Below are 16,456 nucleotides of genomic sequence, written 5' to 3' on the forward strand. Positions count from 1 at the left end.
GGCCGGCGACCGCGTTCCTGGATCGAAGATCCTAAAACTCCCCCCACCGATCGCTGCTCGATCGCCTCCCCCACAGGGGGAGGCTTTGAAAACTATCTCAAGAACGCCCGCCCCGCCGCGAAGTCCCCGACCTCCACATACGCCCGGCGCACCACGTCCACGCCGGTCCGGCTGGTGAACACGAACTCCAGGGTCGCCGCCTCGCGCGGGTCCAGGCGGCTCATGGCGTCGGCGGCCTCGCGGGGAAAGCGGAACGACAGGCCGGTCTTGGCGCCGGTCGGCAGCAGGGTGACGGGGGCGGAGTCGCGGGTCTCGGCGCCGAACACCCGGCTGGCGTTGCGGGGCGCGGCGTTGGCGGCCAGGCCCTTGGCGTTGCGGGCGTTCAGATAGGGTCCCTGGGTGCGCAGCGTGTCGCGTAACACCAGGCGGGCGGTGTAGGGCTGGGCGTTGTCGGCGAAGGTCGCCACGGCCAGCATGTCGTTGGCCCGGCCCGACAGGCCGAACATCAGCCGGTCGCCGCCGAAGCCGGCCGGCTGCGACAGCCGCCAGACCGGGATGGTGGCCGAGACCGAGCGGTCGGCCTGCCAGGTCGCGCGGTCGCCGGGATAGGTCATCCGCAGCATGGTCGAATAGCCGTCGAAGGCCTGGCGCACGCGGCCGGCGGCGGTCTGCAGGTCGGCGGAATTACACGCCGCCCCACTGGCCTTGGCCCGGGCCCGCTGCTCGACCGCCTGGACCTGGACCTCGCTGACGCCCGAACGCAGGGTCGCGCCGCGCGCCTGGGCGCGGGCGGCGTCCAGGGCCGAGCCCACGGCGGGCTTGAACAGCCGGCAGCGGGCGTCGGCCGAGGTCATCAGCGTACGCTCGTAGAGCTGGTCGGCCGCGCCGGCATGGGCCTGTGACGACGCGCCGAGCCCGGCGATCGCGACAAAAGCCCCTAGCCACCGCGCCGTCGAACCCCCAAGGGTCTTCTTCTTCGACATAGTCTCGTATTCTGCGAGAACGGTTTCAGCAGGCAGCCTTAGGGCGCCGAGGTTGCGGTTCAGTTAGCGATGCTTCTTTCCACGGACATTTGGGTCGGCGCGCTGATCCGCCGCGCCGAGCTGGGCGGGGCCTTCGCCACCGTGGCCCGCAAGGGCGACCCGCGGGCCGGGGCCGTGCTGGTCAAGGCCGTGGACCGCCGCGCCAACACCGCCAAGCTCTACAGCGAGGCCACGCGAGGCGACGGCGAGCGCTTCTGGATGCAGCCGGTGCGCTCGGACTTCGAGCCGGACCTGGACGCCTACGCCGAACGCGCCGCGCGGATCGATCCGGACATCTGGGTGGTCGAGATCGAGGACCGCGACGGGCGGCATTTCCTGACCGAGCCGGTGGAGGCGGATCCGGGCTGACGACGCGACGCCCCCTCCGTCGGGCTTCGCCCGCCACCTCCCCCGTTTCACGGGGGAGTGAGGTCGCCGCCACTTCCTCCTCACCCGTGAAACGGGGGAGGTGGCGCGATGCGCAGCATCGTGACGGAGGGGGCGTTCGGGCGGCCTGCAACTACTCCCGCCTGAACGTCGCCACCAGCACGTCGCGCCGCGCCGGCTGGCCGGGCTCCAGCGGGTGGATCGCCGTCACGCCGTGCATCACGCGATGGTCGTCGAGGAACACCGCGTCGCGCGGCTGTTCCAGGGTGAAGGCGCCCAGCCGCGCGCCGTCGTTGGCGAAGATGTCGGTGACGCCGCTGGCCACGTTGCAGCGCTCGACCAGCATGACGATCACCCAGTCGACGCCGTCGCGGTGCGCGCCCTCGGGCGTGGGCAGGCCGGCCTCGCCGTCGCCGGCCTCGATGCGGAACTGGTGCAGCTCCACGTGCCAGCTCCTGGGCGGCGCGACGGTCAGCGGGTGGAACGCCGCCAGGCCGGCGCGAAGCAGTCCTTGCGTCACCGGGTGCTCGGCCACGCCGTCGAGCACGGGCTCGAACCAGCGCTGCACGCCGCCGTTCAGGCCGTTGTAGTCGCGGCTCTGATAGTGCGGCTGGTGCGGCTTGCGGAGGATGGTCTCTGGCGAGGCCGAGAAGGCCGCGAACCGCCGCTGGCGATAGCGGCCGCCGTCGGCCATGAAGCGGTCCAGGCCCAGGTCGTTCCAACTGTCGGCGAAGGCGTCCCAGCCCGCCACGGCCTCGGGGCCAAGCAGGGCGTCCGTCTGGGCCGGGGGCACGCGGCTGAAGCCGGTGTCCCTCAAGGCGGCGGTGATGTCTTGCTTGAAAGTTTCGGGCGGGATCAAGCGCTGCCTCCGGCGGAACGAGGTCTCCACATGGGGCGTTCCGCCGATCGCGCCAAGCCTCGTCCCGTGTCCCGAGGTTTATCCAGGAGTCTCATTTCCCGCGCCGTTAACCCTTCTCCTAAACCGGACCGAAAGCTCGATGCGGCAGGGTGACGCACGTTCCTGATGATTCCCCGCAGCCGCCGCCAGGCCTCAACAAGGTTCCTATGTTTTTCCTGCTTAACGACGTTGTTCTCAGCCTCGACGCGGCCGAATTGGCCCCGCCGCTCACCCGCGAACGTTTCGCGAAGGTGTCGCTGAGCTATGTCAGCAAGCTGGGCCAGGAACTGTACGCCGCCGAGCCGCTGCTGCATCACAAGGATCTGGACAAGGCCCAGCGCCTGGCCGCGCTGATCATCGCCAAGACGCCGGACATCAACGCGGCGCTGTTCATCGCGCCGTCGCGCGGTTGCCTGGTGGATCAGGTGCAGGTGCGCTACGCGCAGCTGAGCCCGGAAATCATGGGATCGCTGTTCGATCGCCAGAAGATCGGCGCTCTGAGCAATGTGGAAGCCGACCGTCAGGTCTGGCGACGTCTCGCGGCCTGACCACGAGACGGCCTGTCTTGGTTCAGGGCTTTCAGGCTTGGTCGCCTACAGGAAGCCGACGAAGCCGAACAGCCAACTCAGGACCACCGCCAGCAGGACCAGCCCGACGATCGCGGTGCTGAAGCACAGCGCGTTACCCTGAGGGGTGCAGACCCCGCGCCGGTGGCGCGGCTCGTGAACCATAGCCATCTATCGTTTCCTCTTTCGCGGCCGCCCCTCTGCGTGGGAGGTCCGCAAGTAACGTGAGCATGACTCCAAAACCCTTCACTGACTAGGGTCGTTCCCGGGTTTTCGTGGCTGCGGTATGCGGACGCGTTGTCGCATCGCGGGGGCGATGCATGGGGTGCGCGGTCGACTGGATTTTTGCCGGCGGCCACGGGTCCGGAGAGGCCGAAATCCGCGACGGCAGGGGCTTTCCGGGGTTTTCTCAAGGTTGAGCTTGGTCTAGCTTCGCCCGGGGTTTTAGTTCGGGGGCGTTCGCGTGAAGTTGTCTTGGTATGCCCGCATGGTGTCGGGCGCTGTCCTGCTGGCCGCCGCCTTCGTGGGACCGGCCTGCGCAGTCGAGACCTGGAGCAAGGCCGAGACCCGTCACTTCATCGTCTACAGCGACGGCGACGTCAGCGGGCTGCGCAAGTCCGCGGAGACCCTGGAGTCGTTCGACGACCTGTTCTGGTCGTTGTACGGCCTGGAGGCGCCGACCGAGCCCGAGGCCAAGCTAAAGGTCTACATGGTGGGCAGCGTCGGCGCCCTGCGCCGGGTCTCGCCGGACATGCCCGGCGGCATCGTCGGCTTCTACTCCGCCTCGCCCGACGAGACCTACGCGCTGTCGATCCGGGGCGCGGGCCAGTCGGTGCTGCAGCACGAATATGTCCACCACCTGATGCTGCGGCATTTCCCGGCGGTTTATCCGGCCTGGTTCATCGAGGGCTACGCCGAGTACCTGATGACCGCCGACATCAAGAGCAAGAGCGCCGACGTCGGCAAACCCGACGAGGGCCGGCAGTACGACCTGACCAACAACAAGTGGCTGCCGCTGACCGACGTGCTCGGCGAGCAGGTCTGGACGATCCCGGCGGCCAAGCGCGGCCAATTCTATGCCCAGTCCTGGCTGCTGACCCACTACTTCCTCAGCGACCCGGCCCACATGCCGCAGTTCCAGGCCTATATGGCCGCGATCTCCAACGGCGAGAAGTCGGTCGACGCCATGACCAAGGCCACCGGCATGACGCCGCAGGCCTTCGAGAAGACGTTGCATCTCTACTATGCCGGCGCGTCGCACTATCGCGAGGTCGACCGTTCCGGCCGGCCCAAGCCGGAGGTGACGATCTCGACCCTGCCGCCGTCGGCCGAACTGATGCTCGAGGATCTCGACGTGCGCACCGGCGTGCCCGACGCCTTCAAGGCGCCGGTGCTGGCCGACATCCGCGCGCGGGCGGCGCGCTATCCTGGCGACGCCTTCGCCGAGCGCGCCCTGGCCCGCGCCGAGATCGTGCTGGGCGACCCGACGGTCGGCGCGGAGATCCTGAAGAAGCGCCTGGCGGCCGATCCCCGCGACGTCGAGGCCCTGGCCCTGGAGGCCCAGCGTCTGATCGCGGCGGGCGACGCCGACAAGGCCCACATCCAGGCCGACTACGACCAGGCCGGCGTCTTGCTGGCCCAGGCCTTCAAGCAGGATCCGACCCGCTACCAGACCCTGTTCGCCTTCGCCCAGACCCGCTCGCTGGACCCGCACTATCCGTCGGACAACGCGCTGCAGGCCCTGCTGATCTCGTTCAAGCAGGCGCCGCAGGTGGCCAGCATCCGCCTCGAGACGGCGCGGGCCCTGATCGCGCGCGGCAAGAAGGCCGAGGCGATCGACCTGCTGATGCCGCTGGTCAACGATCCGCATGGCGGGGGCGGCGCCGAGGCGGCCAAGGCCCTGCTGAACGGCCTGAACGGAACCCCGTCCGCATCCTGATCGCACGGGGAGGGGTCAGGTGGGCTTCCTAAAAAGCCGGTGACGGGGTAACCCCCGGGGATGAGCACTTCCCTCGCCCTCGAGGCCGCCCGTCGGCGCACCTTCGCCATCATCAGCCACCCCGACGCCGGCAAGACCACCCTGACCGAGAACCTGCTGCTGGCCGGCGGGGCGATCCGCGCTGCCGGCGCCGTGCGCGCACGCGGCCAGGCCCGTCGCACCCAGTCCGACTGGATGAAGATCGAACGCGAGCGCGGGATCTCGGTGTCGGCGAGCGTCATGACGTTCGACCACGACGGCCTGATGTTCAACCTGCTGGACACCCCGGGCCACGAGGACTTCTCCGAAGACACCTACCGCACCCTGACGGCCGCCGACGCGGCGATCATGGTGCTGGACGCCGCCAAGGGCATCGAGCCCCAGACCCTGAAGCTGTTCGAGGTGTGCCGCCTGCGCGACATCCCGATCATTACCTTCATCAACAAGATGGACCGCGAGGCCCAGGACCCGTTCGAGCTGCTGGACGAGGTCTCCTCGAAGCTGGCCCTCGACCCGGCGCCGCTCTACTGGCCGGCCGGTTCGGGCGGCCGGTTCAAGGGCATGCTGGACCTGCGCGGCCAGAAGTTCATCCCCTACGCCAAGAAGAGCTCGACCGACGAGGAAGGCCACCCCGACCCGGTCTCGCTGAAATCCAACGCCGTGATCCAGTATCTCGACCCCGAGGAACTGGCCGAGGTGGAGGAGGGCGCGATGCTGGTGTCCGAGGCCGCCAAGCCGTTCGACGTGCAGTCGTTCCTCGAAGGCCACATGACCCCGGTGTTCTTCGGTTCGGCCCTGCGCCACTTCGGCGTCAACGAGCTGCTGGCCGGCATCGGCGCCTATGCTCCGCCGCCGCATCCGGCCAAGGTCAGCAAGGCCGGCGTCGACACCCACATCGCCCCGGGCGACAGCGAGGTTTCGGGCTTCGTGTTCAAGGTCCAGGCCAACATGGACCCCAATCACCGCGACCGGATCGCCTTCCTGCGCCTGACCAGCGGCCGCTTCACGCGCGGCATGAAGCTGAAGGCCCAGAACACCGGCAAGGCCATGAGCGTCAACGCGCCGATCATGTTCTTCGCCAGCGATCGCGAACTGGCCGAAGACGCCTTCGCCGGCGACGTGATCGGCATCCCCAACCACGGCGTGCTGCGGGTGGGCGACAGCCTGTCGGAGACCGGAACCCTGCGCTTCGCGGGCCTGCCCAACTTCGCCCCGGAAATCCTGCGCCGCGTGCGGGTCAAGGATCCGCTGAAGGCCAAGCACCTGAAGAAGGCGCTGGAAGGCCTGGCCGAGGAGGGCGTGACCCAGCTGTTCCGGCCGATGATCGGCAGCTCCGACTTCATCGTCGGCGCCGTGGGCCAGCTGCAGTTCGAGGTCATGGCCGACCGCCTGGCCAACGAATACGCCCTGGACTGCATCTTCGAAGCCGCCCCCTACGCCGAGGCGCGTTGGCTGGGCGGTGACCGCGCCGATGTCGAGGACTTCGTCAACAAGCACCGCACGGCCATGGCCCACGACATCGACGAACAGCCGGTGTTCCTGGGCAAGTCGTCCTGGGAGATCGGCTACGTCGCCGAGCGCTTCCCGAAGGTTCGGTTCGAGCGGACCAAGGAACGGGGCTAGGGGGAACGGGGCTAAGCTCCGTTCTCGATCGCCTTGAGGCGCTGATAGACGGCCTGGATTTCCGGATCGGCGGGGGCGATGGCGTAGGCCTTGGCCGCCGCGCGGCGGGCCTCGACCAGATCGGGCGGCGCGCCGCCCTTGCGGGTGAAGCGGTCGATCAGGGCCGCCGCCTCGACGGTGGCCAGCATGGCGATCTCGGTCTGGGAGGCGGGCGCCTTCGAGCGCCAGAAGTCGCGCGCGGTCTCGATCGCGCGGTTCGGATGGCCCGCGTGACGCTGGAACCAGGCCAGGTGCAGGGCGATGTCCGACCACGGCGCGCCGACGGCGTTGGCCAGGTCCCGCCAGGATTGGGCCAGCTGCGCGCCTTGTCGGTGCAGGTCGTTGCGCTTCAACGCTCGAACCCAAGGCCCTCGCAAGGCGCGGTCGGGCAGCTTGCCCTCCCGGCGCGCCATTTCGGCGGCGTAGACGGCCTCGAGGTCGGCGACCGAGGCGAACGCCCTGGGATATTCGGGACCCAACGCGTCGAGCATCCGGTTGTGGGCCCGTTCCTCCGGTGAGACGCACGCCTGCACCGCCGCGATCGCCGGGTGGCCGACCGGAGCCACCAGCAGGCAATCGGCGAGGCGGGCGAAGGGAATCCGGGCGCGTCCCGGAGGCGCGGCGCAGACCAGCACCTGGCGATCCAGATCCACTTCCAGAATCGGCAGAGGCGCTTCGCAGTCGCCGTCGTCCAGACCGCAGCCGGAAAGCAGGGACGGCTGGACCGCGTCGGTCTTCAACCAGCGCTGCAGCAGTCGGCCGTCGATGTCCGCGTCGTTCACGTTCAGGCGTCCTCGATCTCGCGGGGCAGGTGTTCGAGACTGCGCAGATATCGGCCGTCGGCGTCCTCGTCGACAGCGATCTTGAGGGCGCGAGGCGACCGAGCGGCGCTCGGGTGCATGCCTTGCGGTTCGTCCTGGCCGCCGAGCGTCAGGACGCGGTTTATTCGACCTGTGATTTTGCTCCAGGTTCGAACTCGTCCTGGGCGCAACGGGTTGGGGGTTGCTCTGCGAGCATTGGGCTCAAAGGTTGTTGTACAGCTTTGATTCTACTTGACCGAGCATTCTGGGGAGTGGACGGTTCCAAGCTTCCGCGATTGAGAGGTCGTCTGGAGTGACACAGGATCTGGGCAGGGTTGGGGGCAGCCAGGCCGGACGCCAAGCGGGATGCTGGACCGGCGGCTCTTTAAGATGGTTACGGGATGCGCGCCTGTGGGTCGCGTGCCTGTTCCTGGCGGTCGCGACGCCGGCGGCGGCCGTCGATGAGTTCGCGGTGGTCGTGAACTCCTATGCCCAATGCGTGACGGCCTACAAGGCGCGGGGGATGACGGACTACGCCACCTATTGCCGTAAGCGGTTTCCGCTGACCGTGCAGGAGGCGGCGGCCCGGTCGGCGTCCCGGAGCAGTCTACTCACGTCATCCGCCGCCGCGTCGCCCGCGGTTCGGTCGCCCGCCGCGACCACGCCGGCCGCGCCTCCTCCGGCCACGACCACGCCGCCGCCCGCCGCGACCGCGCCCCCTCCGGCGTACACGCCGACGACGCCTCCGGCGGCGTCCACCCAGACCCCCGCCGCGACGCCGCCCGCCACCCGTAAACCCCGTGAATCGGTCGACATCACCCCGGCCGTGAACCGGCTGATCGAAAGCTGGGCCAACCGTCCCCGGACGCCGAAGCCGCCGCCTGGCCGCCCCGCCGATCCGTTGTCGGTGATTCCGGACATCCAGGCCGCCTGCGCGACCTATGCCGGCGACGCCGCGCGCTGGCGGCGGTGCACGTCCGACGCCTGGAAGACGGCCGGCCTTCGTGGCCAGCCGCCCGTGGTGCTGCAGGTTCCGCCCGCGCCTCCGCCTCCAGCCTACAAGCCGCCGGTCTATGAGCCGCCACCGCCGCCGGCTCGGCGGGAACCCCCTGTCCAAAGTCGGCCGCCGCCGCCGCCACCGCCCGCCGAGCCGCCGCCGGTGGTCCAGCCCGAGCCGCCCGTCGCGACCGTCACGCCGCCGCCGGTGATCGCCGCGCCGCCGACGCCCCGGCCCGAGCCGCCACCCGCGCCCGCGCCACCGTCCATCCCGTCCTGGGCCTGGTGGTTGGCCGCCTTGGTCGCCCTAGTCGTCGCCGGAGCCGGCGGCTTTGGCCTCGCCAAACTTCTGAACCGAGCGCGGCCGAAGCCGTCCCGCGCGCCCAGGCCCGAGGTCGCCGCCTGCGAGCCGGCCGAGGTGGTGCTGGTGGTCGATCCCGGCGTCGTCGCCCTGATCCCCGACGGCTCGCCGCGCGCCGGCATGGCCGTGTCGATGCGGTTCGCCCTTGACGTCAGCACGGACGAGGTTCGGCTGGACTATCCCTCGCTGGAGACGGCGCCATGACCACGGCCCAGCCCCTGACCCCCACGACCTCGATCCCCGCCGGCATGACCTGGCGCGCCCTGTTCGCCGAGGACGGCGGCGATCCCCTGGACGCCTGCAAGGACTCCCCGCCGCTGGTCGACGCCATCTCCCAGGCCGCCCGCAAGTTTCCCAGCGCCTGCTGGGACGACGTCGAGGGCGGCTGTCGGCGCGAGGTCGACAAGCTGATGGACCTGTCGGTGGAGGGCGTGCTGTTCGACGGCTGGATGAAGCTGGAGCGCTTCAAGAAGTGCGTCGAGCAGTCCAAGGCCCATCCCGACGACGCCTTCTTCCAGGACCTGGACGACCACAAGATCGCCTCCACCCACAAGCCGCGCATCGAGCTGCGCTACGGCGCGGTCAAGGTGGCCGACCTCGACTTCGAGATGGAGCTGGCCCTGAAGGTCAAGGGCGTGCGGCTGGAGGTGCGCGGCGGCCGGGTGGTCTGCGCCACCGCCGGCGTTTTCGCCGCCAGCGCCAAGCTGTCGCTGCACGACCACGTGCTGGTTGAGAAAGGCACGCCGGAGTTCCCGGCGCCGACCAAGATCCGGTTTTCCTGACGGGCGCGGCTCTTTCCTTTCCGCCCGAAGCGGCTAGGGAGGAAGCGCCGAGAGTCAGGAGATCCGCCACATGTCCGTCGACACCCCGCTGACCATCGGCCTAGTCGCCCACGACGACAAGAAGGCGGCCCTGGTCGACTGGTCGGTCGCGCACCAGGCCTTCTTGGCCCGGCACAGGCTCTATGCGACGGGCACCACGGGCGGACGGATCCTGGAAGCCTTGCCGGACCTCGACCTGACGCGCCTGAAGAGCGGCCCCTTGGGCGGCGACCAGCAATTGGGCGCCCTGCTGGCCGAGGGCCTGCTGGACATGCTGGTGTTCTTCGTCGACCCGCTGTCGCCCCAGCCGCACGACGTCGACGTCAAGGCGCTGATCCGCATGGCGACCCTGGCCGACATCCCCTTCGCCTGTAACCCGGCGACGGCCGACCTGATCGTGGCGGGGCGCTAGGGGCCCTCTAACCCGGGAACTTCAGCAGGTTCGGCTTCGGGATCGCGGCCTTGAACGTGCCCCGGGTCTTGGCGGTGTCCAAGCCAAAGTCGGCCCAGGCGCGCAGGAAGCCGGCGGCGGGCGTCGTGTCCGAGAGCGGCGACAGGGCCAGCACCGGGCGGGCGGCCAGCAGCTTGCGAGCGGCGGCCCAGGCCTCGGGCTCGGCGGTGGCGTAGGCGCCGTCGCTGGTGACGAGCTCGGCGGCCAGGGCCGGATCGGCGAAGTGCAGCGTCACCGCGGCGTCGGCCGGCACGTCGGCCAGCGCCGTCAGCGCCTCGATCACCCCGACCAGCACCATCTTTGCGCCGTTGACCCGGCGTTCGCCCCCGGCGGCTCCGGCCAAGGTCCCGTCGGCGTTGCGGCGCACATGGGCCCAGCCGCCATAGCCGGGGTCGGGTTTGCAGAGCGAAGCGGTCCAGAGATCGATCGAAGCGGTCATGCTCCCGTTTTAGAGGCGAGGCCGAAAGCTGGCCAGAGGGCAGGGCGTCGCCGTCGTGACGAAGGGCGAGGGTCTCTAGCGACCCAAGATCGGGCGACGGGGCGGCGCGCGGGAAGCCGTGCCGGAACGAATGATAAACCGCGTCTTAAAATCTATGGTTAACGTCATCTTCACTTCGGTGAACAATGTTCTAACAAGCGCCCTGATCGGCGCGTTCCCGAAAAGGTCCGCCAAGCAAGAAGTGTGCCAAATCGGTGCAAAAACAGGGGTTTGGGTGGTATTTTGGAACGAAGTGTAAACACGCTCCAAATATTTATGGTTAACGCCATCTTCACCTCCGTTAACCGCTTGTTAAACGCGTTGGCTCCGGCTTTGCTACTCGTGCGTTGAACCCTTGCCGGACGTCCCGGCGTGGGACGGTCCGTGTGCGGAGTGCGCAGCGATGTTCGATTTCGGTCGTGATCTGAAGAGGCTCTTTGGAGTCGACGTCGGCGCCCCCGCCAGGGCCGCGGCGCAGCGCGACGGACTGACCGGTGGCGACACCTCGCTGCTGGAGCTGCTGGATCTGCGCCTGCTGGTCAACGAGGCCCGGTCGGCCGATGTGGCCGCCGGCCGGATCGGCGCCAAGGATCGCGGCCACCGCCTGCTGGAAGCCGCCGTGGTCTGGCGCGAACTGGCCCGCCGCTCGGGCGACGCCGCCGCCCTGCGCAAGGGCGCGGCCCAGGCCGAGGCCGCCGCCAAGATCTTCGAAGCCGAACATAGGCCAGAGAGCCTGGCCGCCGCCCGCTGCGAGCAGGCGACCCTGGCCGTGCTGGGCGCCGACCTGTTCGGCGACGAGGGCCTGCACGCCGCCGCCGGCGCGACCCTGACCCTGGCCAAGACCGCGCCGGGCAGCCGCTGCGCCATGGCCGAGGCCCTGCTGGCCGGGCTGGAGGGCCGCGTGGCCCTGGGCGAGAACGACCTGGATCGCGCCCTGGCCGCCGCCGAGGCCTTCGAGGCGCCGTTGCGGGGCTTGTCGGCCGCGCGCCGCGTCAAGGGCGGGGCCTCGCGCCTGCTGCTGGCCGACCAGCGCGCCGCCCGCGTGGAACTGCTGCTGGCCTGCGCCGCCCGCCTGAAGGACCGCGCCCTCACCGAAGTGGCGCTGGAAGAAGCCAAGACCGCCGAAGCCGGCCTGGATCCCGATTTCGAACCCCTGGCCTGGTCGCGGCTGGAGTCCCTGCGCGGGGCGGCACTGGTGCAACTGGGCGAACTGGACGGCGAGATCAACTTCATCGCCGACGGGGTCGAGGCCCTGGCCGCCGCCCTGGAGCCGGTCACCGCCGACCACAGCCCGATGGACTGGGCCCGGGCCCAGGCCGCGCTGGGCGCCGGCCTGCAGGCGATGGGCGAGGCCACCACCTCGGAGCGTTGCTTCGAGCGGGCCGTCACCTGCTACGACCGCGCCTCGCACATCCTCAAGACCCAGCCAGCCCTGTCGCTGCGCGCCGTGGTCGCCAACAACCGCGCCCTCAGCCTGGCTCGTTGCGCCGAGCTGACCGCCGACCTGGCGGTGCTGGACGCCGCCGAGATGGCCTTCAAGTCCGAACTGGCCGCCACGCCGGGCGCTCGCGACCCGGCCGCCTGGGCCGTGACCCAGATGAACCTGGCTCGCCTGTACGAGGCCCGGGTCGAGATCACCGGCCGCGACGACGGCCGGCTGGATCGCGCCGCCATGGCGCTGGCCAGCGCCTTCGACATCTTCGCCGAACTGGGCCTGCGGTCGCTGACCGATCTGGCGGCCCAGGGGTTGCAACGGGTCAAGCAGGCGCACGCCGCCTGACCCAAAATGAAACCGGACGGCCCCCAGCGGGTCGGACCCAAAGACCAGTAGGGAAGACCCAGTGATCGCTTCGTTGCTCGCCGCCGCCGCTGTTTCGATCGTTCCGACCCCGACGAGCCAACCGGCCGTCACCCAGATCCGGGACACCCAGCCGCAGATCGCCGAAGCGATGCTCAGCTGCATGATCCGGCGCGACGGCGGCCTGACCGCCTGTTCGGTGCAAAGCGAATTCCCCGCCGACATGGGCGTGGGCAAGGCCGCCGTGTCGATGGCCTCGCAGTTCCAGGTCGACCTGATGGGCCCTGACGGCAAGAGCCGCGCCGGCTCGTTCATCGACGTCCCGGTCCGCATCCGCATCCGCTGATCCTGCCGCTCGACCCGAAACGCGACACGCCCTAGCTTGGCGCCCGTAGCGTTTCGGGGGACGGCATGGGCGAGAACTTCAAGGACCTGGACGTTTCGCAGGTCGTCTATCTCCTCCTCTATCTGTTCATCGTGATCATGGGCCTGCGTCGCATGCCGTCGGCGGTGCGTCGCAAGGCCGAGCCGCCGCGCTGCAAGACCTGCAAGACGCCGGTCGGTCCGGACGCCGCGCCCCAGGGCCCCTGGGGCGGTTGGGTCTGCACCGCCTGTGGCGGCGCGGTCGACCCCGTCTCGAAACCCGAGCCACGAACCGGCCTGCGGGGCTGGATGGACCAGTATCCCTGGGCCGTGTACGGCGCGATTTGGGGCCTGGTGGTCTGGGGGCTGCTGGCGGGCCGGGACCTGTGGCTGCACGAACCGACGCCCGACCTTCAGACCTTGCCCCTGACCATCGTCGGCGCATTTGGCGTCGGCTGGTTGCTGACCCTGATGCAGCGACGGCGCTAGGCGCGAGGCTTCACCAGCCCGGAGGCGGCGCGGCGTCGCGATCGTCATAACGATCCCGTTCGCGAACCTCGTCACGGGCGGCGCGCTCTTCCCGATCCTGGCGCGCCCAGCGCTGTTCCTCTTCCCAACGTCGACGCTGGGCTTCCTCGAAGCGATCCCGCCGCCAGGCGTCCCGCTCCCAGCGGTCATCCGCCGGTTCGGGCGGCGGTGGCGCGAGATCGTCCTCGTCGTCGGCCTGGGCGACCTGCAAGGGCGCCTGGCGGGCAGGTGGAGGCGCGGGACGTACCGGTGGCTCCCTGACGAACAGCGCCTCGCGCCCCTTGGCCATGGCTTGGGCGGCTTCCGACAGGCCGACATCCAGCGGACTGGTCCGGACGGCGCCGGCCTTGGGCGGCTGGACCAGGCTGATACGCAGGCCGTTATCGCCGCTGGCTTCGGCGGGCGGATCGGGCCGCGTCAGGGCGGGCCAGACGGCCAGCGCCACGGCGGCGGTCGTCACGACGACGGCCACGGCGACGCCGGCGATCAGGGCCGTTCTATTCTTGGGCAGTTCCACTAGGGCGCTCCGGAGACGGAAAGCCCCTCGACGGGAAAGGGAACGGCGTCACACGACACCAGTTCCGCGCGAATGCACTCTTGAAGAGACGGCTCTAAGCCGCCGCGACGTCGCCCGTCGTGCGGCGCAGGCGCCAGAAGCGGATGGTGCGCAGGGCCGCGTCGCGGGGCAGGGCGGCGTAGAGCTCGCCATAGGCCTTGGCCTTGCCCATGGCGTTGTCGTTCGGATCCAGGATCAGCAGGGCGAAGGTCAGGAACAGGGCGCGGTCGAAGTCGGCGGCCTTGCAGACCACCGACAGGGCGTCCAGCTCGCGACGCTCGATGATCTTGCGGGCGGTGTGGAAGTCGATGTCGGCCAGCTCGGCCAGGGCGACCAGGAACTGGCTGGTCTTGTTGGCGCGCAGCATGGCGACCAGAGCCTGGGGCGTGATCGCGCCTTTCATCTTCAGGGCCACGATGGCCTGCACCGCCGCCTGATAGTCGGCCGGCAGGGCGCCGTCGCCGGCGGCGACGCGGTTGCGACCGGCCTTGAGCGCGGCTTCCAGGATGGCCGGATCGACATCGGCGTTGCGCTCCATGATCCGGTCGCGCAGGCGCGCCTCGGCCACGAAGTACATCTCGTTGAGCAGGTCCATGGGCATGGCCGTGCGATCGATCACCGCCTCGTGCAGGGCGGGATTGGCGGCCGCGCGGTCGACCGCCGCCTCATGGGCCTCGCGCGACAGGACCGCGCCCTCGTTGCGCAACAGCACGCCCAGGGTGGTGTCGTCGCCACGTTCGACGATGGCGTCGGAGACCAGACTGGGCACGACGGAGCGTTGCGAAATGGCGCGCAGATGGTCCTGGCCCTGGGTGCGGGCCACGTGCAGCAGGTCGGCTTCGCTGAGCTGGGGCGCGCCTTCCAGTATGGGGCGGGCGATGGCGATGCTGTCGCTGGCCAGGGCGCGGGTCAGGGACGGCGGCGGCGCGGCGGTCGCGCCCAGGCGCTCGGCCAGCTCGATCTTGACCGCTTCTTCCATCTCGCCGGCCAGCTGGCCCATCACGTCGTCGAACAGGCTCATCTCGACGTCGTTGTGGCTTTCGCCGGCGAAGAACAGGTCGGTGACGCCGCGCAGCAGTTCGCGACGGCGCGAGCTGGAGGGCTCGTCGGCCAGGGCGATGAGGTCATGGAGGCGCGATTGGATCAAAGGCCTTCGTTCCGGGCTTTGGCGCGGCGGGCCGCGCTGTCGTCATTGTCGTCGTCATCGCCTCGCGCGCCGGCCGCCAGCCAGTCGGCCGAACCGTGCATGGGCACGGCGTCCTTGGGCTCGGGCGGCGGTTCGGTGGCGGTGACCAGGACGCGGTTGTCGGGACCGGCGGGCGGCACGGCGTCGGGCGTCAGGCCGTAGTCGCGGTCCACCGAATAGTAGCGGGCGGTCGCGCCGGTGTTGGCGACCGCGACCTGCTGGGGCGGCGGCGGAGCGACGGCCGTCACGCGCGAGCTGCGGTAGCTGGACCAGTCCTTGGCTGGGGGCGGGGTGGGGGCTGGCGCGGTCCCAGACGATGAAGGCGCGCGCGGCGTGGCGTAGAGGCTGGTCGGCAGCGGCGCGGTCGGCGCTGGCGCGACGGGCTGTGCGTAGGCGACGGGCGCCGGCGTGGCCTGGTAGCCGGCCCAAGGCGCGAGCGGCGCGGGCTGGGTGCGAGCGGGCGCGGTCGGTGTGGCGATGTTGGTCGACGCCTGGCGCTTCTGGGCCCAGCCCAGCATCGGGCCGTCATAGCGGGCGGCGGCCGCGGCGGAGGCCTGGCGCGGCGTGGTCGGCCCGTAGCGGCTTTCGCGCGCGCCCTCGGCGTGCGCCGGAGCGGCGACGCTGATCAATACGGGCAAGAGCAGGGCGAGGCGCATGGACCGTCCGGAAGTGCACGGGATGCTTCGATCCTTAGGTCAGCGGGCTTAATCTTGACCTAACAGACCGGCGCGTTCGGCCGTGGCGCGGCCCTGTGTCGCGTTTTCGACACTTGGCGCGAAGACTTCAGCGGCCGCGCCACCAGGTCAGCAGGCGACGCTCGGCCAGGCTGAGCAGGCCATGCAGGGCCACGCCGAGCACGGCCAGGACGGCCAAGGCGGCGAACACCCGGGCGGTCTGCAGGCGGTTGGAGGCCTCCAGGATCCGCCAGGCCAAGCCCTGGTTGCCGCCCGATCCGGCCACGAACTCGGCGACCACGGCCCCGACCACGGCCAGGCCGGCGGCCACCTTGTGGCCCTCCAGCAGGGCGGGGACGGCCGAGGGCAGGCGCAGCCGCCACAGGCGCTGGACGCGGCGCGCGCCGTAGAGGTCGAACAGCCGCGACAGGTCCGGATCGACGGCCTTCAAGCCGGTCAGCGCCCCTGAGAAGATCGGAAAGAAGGCCGCCACCGCCGCCAGGGCCACGACGGCGCGCTGTGGGTGTTCGATGCCGGCCCAGATGGTCATCAGCGGACCGATGGCGACCAGCGGCGTGACCTGCAGGGTGACGGCGACTGGGCGCACGGCGTCCTCGATCGTGGCGTTCAGGCTGACCAGCAGGGCCAGGCCGCAGGCCAGGAGGCTGGCCAGGGCCAGACCCACCAAGGCGGTCGACAGGGTGTTCCAGGCGCTGGCCAGCAGCAGCGGCCAGCCCTCGGCCAGGGCCACGCCGATCGCCGACGGCGCGGGCAGGAGATAGACCGGCACGCCCAACAGCCGGCAGGCGGCTTCCCAGACGGCGAGGAGTGCAATGATCAGCACAAGCGGGGCGATGACGCGCATCTAGATCCTCCCCCTGTGGGGGAGGTGTCGGCGAAGCCGACGGAGGGCGGAGTTTGCAGAGGTGGG

19 protein-coding genes are annotated in these 16,456 nt (G+C 70.2%); 10 read left to right on the forward strand and 9 right to left on the reverse strand.

The genetic code is table 11. From position 1 onward, the window contains the following. Positions 1-92: 92 nt before the first annotated feature. Positions 93-983, reverse strand: coding sequence for a hypothetical protein (locus G3M62_RS06285; protein WP_165185586.1), 891 nt, complete (start codon positions 981-983; stop codon positions 93-95). A gap of 69 nt (positions 984-1,052) precedes the next feature. Between G3M62_RS06285 and G3M62_RS06290 the strand changes: the two genes are divergently transcribed. Next, complete coding sequence (locus G3M62_RS06290; protein WP_165185587.1) at positions 1,053-1,391, forward strand: DUF1491 family protein; 339 nt, start codon at positions 1,053-1,055, stop codon at positions 1,389-1,391. Between the two features lie 151 nt (positions 1,392-1,542). Here G3M62_RS06290 and G3M62_RS06295 read toward each other — a convergent pair whose 3' ends face one another. Then, the gene (locus G3M62_RS06295; protein WP_425483834.1) at positions 1,543-2,268 is read right to left on the reverse strand and encodes a 2OG-Fe dioxygenase family protein; all 726 of its coding nucleotides are present in this window, start codon (positions 2,266-2,268) and stop codon (positions 1,543-1,545) included. A gap of 206 nt (positions 2,269-2,474) precedes the next feature. Between G3M62_RS06295 and G3M62_RS06300 the strand changes: the two genes are divergently transcribed. Then, entirely contained in the window at positions 2,475-2,855 is a 381-nt protein-coding gene (locus G3M62_RS06300) for a hypothetical protein (protein ID WP_165185590.1), read from the forward strand. A 45-nt stretch (positions 2,856-2,900) separates the two neighbouring features. Here the strand turns inward: G3M62_RS06300 and G3M62_RS06305 are convergent, their stop codons facing one another. Further along, positions 2,901-3,044, reverse strand: a complete 144-nt coding sequence (locus tag G3M62_RS06305; RefSeq protein ID WP_165185592.1) for a hypothetical protein — start codon at positions 3,042-3,044, stop codon at positions 2,901-2,903. Positions 3,045-3,336: 292 nt separating this feature from the next. Between G3M62_RS06305 and G3M62_RS06310 the strand changes: the two genes are divergently transcribed. After that, a complete protein-coding gene (locus tag G3M62_RS06310; RefSeq protein ID WP_165185593.1) occupies positions 3,337-4,812 on the forward strand; it encodes a tetratricopeptide repeat protein in 1,476 nt (491 codons plus the stop codon). A gap of 60 nt (positions 4,813-4,872) precedes the next feature. Further along, complete coding sequence (locus G3M62_RS06315) at positions 4,873-6,474, forward strand: peptide chain release factor 3 (RefSeq protein WP_165185595.1); 1,602 nt, start codon at positions 4,873-4,875, stop codon at positions 6,472-6,474. An 11-nt stretch (positions 6,475-6,485) separates the two neighbouring features. On the opposite strand, the gene G3M62_RS06320 is transcribed toward G3M62_RS06315, so the two are convergent. Continuing rightward, complete coding sequence (locus G3M62_RS06320) at positions 6,486-7,295, reverse strand: hypothetical protein (RefSeq protein WP_165185597.1); 810 nt, start codon at positions 7,293-7,295, stop codon at positions 6,486-6,488. Between the two features lie 331 nt (positions 7,296-7,626). On the opposite strand from G3M62_RS06320, the gene G3M62_RS06325 reads away from it, so the two are divergent. From G3M62_RS06325 to G3M62_RS06335, 3 genes are all read left to right on the forward strand, one after another. After that, complete coding sequence (locus G3M62_RS06325) at positions 7,627-8,874, forward strand: hypothetical protein (RefSeq protein ID WP_165185598.1); 1,248 nt, start codon at positions 7,627-7,629, stop codon at positions 8,872-8,874. Beyond that, the gene (locus G3M62_RS06330) at positions 8,871-9,452 is read left to right on the forward strand and encodes a hypothetical protein (protein ID WP_165185600.1); all 582 of its coding nucleotides are present in this window, start codon (positions 8,871-8,873) and stop codon (positions 9,450-9,452) included. The genes G3M62_RS06325 and G3M62_RS06330 overlap by 4 nt, the downstream gene beginning before the upstream one ends. Before the next feature lie 70 nt (positions 9,453-9,522). Beyond that, complete coding sequence (locus G3M62_RS06335; RefSeq protein ID WP_165185602.1) at positions 9,523-9,903, forward strand: methylglyoxal synthase; 381 nt, start codon at positions 9,523-9,525, stop codon at positions 9,901-9,903. A gap of 7 nt (positions 9,904-9,910) precedes the next feature. Here the strand turns inward: G3M62_RS06335 and G3M62_RS06340 are convergent, their stop codons facing one another. After that, on the reverse strand, positions 9,911-10,381 hold the full coding sequence (locus tag G3M62_RS06340) for a ribonuclease H family protein (protein WP_165185603.1): 471 nt from the start codon (positions 10,379-10,381) through the stop codon (positions 9,911-9,913). A 442-nt stretch (positions 10,382-10,823) separates the two neighbouring features. Here G3M62_RS06340 and G3M62_RS06345 point away from each other — a divergent pair, with 442 nt between their 5' ends. The 3 genes from G3M62_RS06345 (at position 10,824) to G3M62_RS06355 (ending at position 13,070) form a co-directional block, all read left to right on the forward strand. Beyond that, a complete protein-coding gene (locus G3M62_RS06345; RefSeq protein WP_165185605.1) occupies positions 10,824-12,200 on the forward strand; it encodes a hypothetical protein in 1,377 nt (458 codons plus the stop codon). Between the two features lie 61 nt (positions 12,201-12,261). Continuing rightward, positions 12,262-12,564 carry a hypothetical protein gene (locus G3M62_RS06350; protein ID WP_165185606.1) on the forward strand — a complete coding sequence of 101 codons (303 nt, stop codon included), beginning with the start codon at positions 12,262-12,264 and terminating at the stop codon, positions 12,562-12,564. Positions 12,565-12,629: 65 nt separating this feature from the next. Next, a complete protein-coding gene (locus tag G3M62_RS06355) occupies positions 12,630-13,070 on the forward strand; it encodes a hypothetical protein (RefSeq protein WP_165185608.1) in 441 nt (146 codons plus the stop codon). A gap of 10 nt (positions 13,071-13,080) precedes the next feature. Here G3M62_RS06355 and G3M62_RS06360 read toward each other — a convergent pair whose 3' ends face one another. The 4 genes from G3M62_RS06360 to G3M62_RS06375 form a co-directional block, all read right to left on the reverse strand. Continuing rightward, positions 13,081-13,626: a hypothetical protein gene (locus tag G3M62_RS06360; RefSeq protein WP_165185609.1), complete on the reverse strand. Its 546-nt coding sequence runs from the start codon at positions 13,624-13,626 to the stop codon at positions 13,081-13,083. 94 nt (positions 13,627-13,720) lie between these two features. Further along, positions 13,721-14,809, reverse strand: a complete 1,089-nt coding sequence (locus tag G3M62_RS06365) for a DUF2336 domain-containing protein (protein WP_165191212.1) — start codon at positions 14,807-14,809, stop codon at positions 13,721-13,723. Further along, complete coding sequence (locus G3M62_RS06370) at positions 14,809-15,507, reverse strand: hypothetical protein (RefSeq protein ID WP_165185611.1); 699 nt, start codon at positions 15,505-15,507, stop codon at positions 14,809-14,811. Before G3M62_RS06370 ends, G3M62_RS06365 begins: the two co-directional genes overlap by 1 nt. A 127-nt stretch (positions 15,508-15,634) precedes the next feature. Beyond that, positions 15,635-16,390 (reverse strand): ABC transporter permease, encoded by a 756-nt coding sequence (locus G3M62_RS06375; RefSeq protein ID WP_165185613.1) that lies wholly within the window; start codon positions 16,388-16,390, stop codon positions 15,635-15,637. Between the last annotated feature and the right edge of the window lie 66 nt (positions 16,391-16,456).

The organism is Caulobacter soli, from assembly GCF_011045195.1.
Lineage (GTDB): Bacteria > Pseudomonadota > Alphaproteobacteria > Caulobacterales > Caulobacteraceae > Caulobacter > Caulobacter soli.

What these genes read in the sequence shown, in the direction of transcription:
- G3M62_RS06285 (WP_165185586.1), bottom strand. Translation starts at nt 983, where the DNA reads ATGTCGAAGAAGAAGACCCTTGGGGGTTCGACGGCGCGGTGGCTAGGG.
- G3M62_RS06290 (WP_165185587.1), top strand. Translation starts at nt 1,053, where the DNA reads ATGCTTCTTTCCACGGACATTTGGGTCGGCGCGCTGATCCGCCGCGCC.
- G3M62_RS06300 (WP_165185590.1), top strand. Translation starts at nt 2,475, where the DNA reads ATGTTTTTCCTGCTTAACGACGTTGTTCTCAGCCTCGACGCGGCCGAA.
- G3M62_RS06305 (WP_165185592.1), bottom strand. Translation starts at nt 3,044, where the DNA reads ATGGCTATGGTTCACGAGCCGCGCCACCGGCGCGGGGTCTGCACCCCT.
- G3M62_RS06315 (WP_165185595.1), top strand. Translation starts at nt 4,873, where the DNA reads ATGAGCACTTCCCTCGCCCTCGAGGCCGCCCGTCGGCGCACCTTCGCC.
- G3M62_RS06330 (WP_165185600.1), top strand. Translation starts at nt 8,871, where the DNA reads ATGACCACGGCCCAGCCCCTGACCCCCACGACCTCGATCCCCGCCGGC.
- G3M62_RS06335 (WP_165185602.1), top strand. Translation starts at nt 9,523, where the DNA reads ATGTCCGTCGACACCCCGCTGACCATCGGCCTAGTCGCCCACGACGAC.
- G3M62_RS06340 (WP_165185603.1), bottom strand. Translation starts at nt 10,381, where the DNA reads ATGACCGCTTCGATCGATCTCTGGACCGCTTCGCTCTGCAAACCCGAC.
- G3M62_RS06345 (WP_165185605.1), top strand. Translation starts at nt 10,824, where the DNA reads ATGTTCGATTTCGGTCGTGATCTGAAGAGGCTCTTTGGAGTCGACGTC.
- G3M62_RS06355 (WP_165185608.1), top strand. Translation starts at nt 12,630, where the DNA reads ATGGGCGAGAACTTCAAGGACCTGGACGTTTCGCAGGTCGTCTATCTC.
- G3M62_RS06370 (WP_165185611.1), bottom strand. Translation starts at nt 15,507, where the DNA reads ATGCGCCTCGCCCTGCTCTTGCCCGTATTGATCAGCGTCGCCGCTCCG.
- G3M62_RS06375 (WP_165185613.1), bottom strand. Translation starts at nt 16,390, where the DNA reads ATGCGCGTCATCGCCCCGCTTGTGCTGATCATTGCACTCCTCGCCGTC.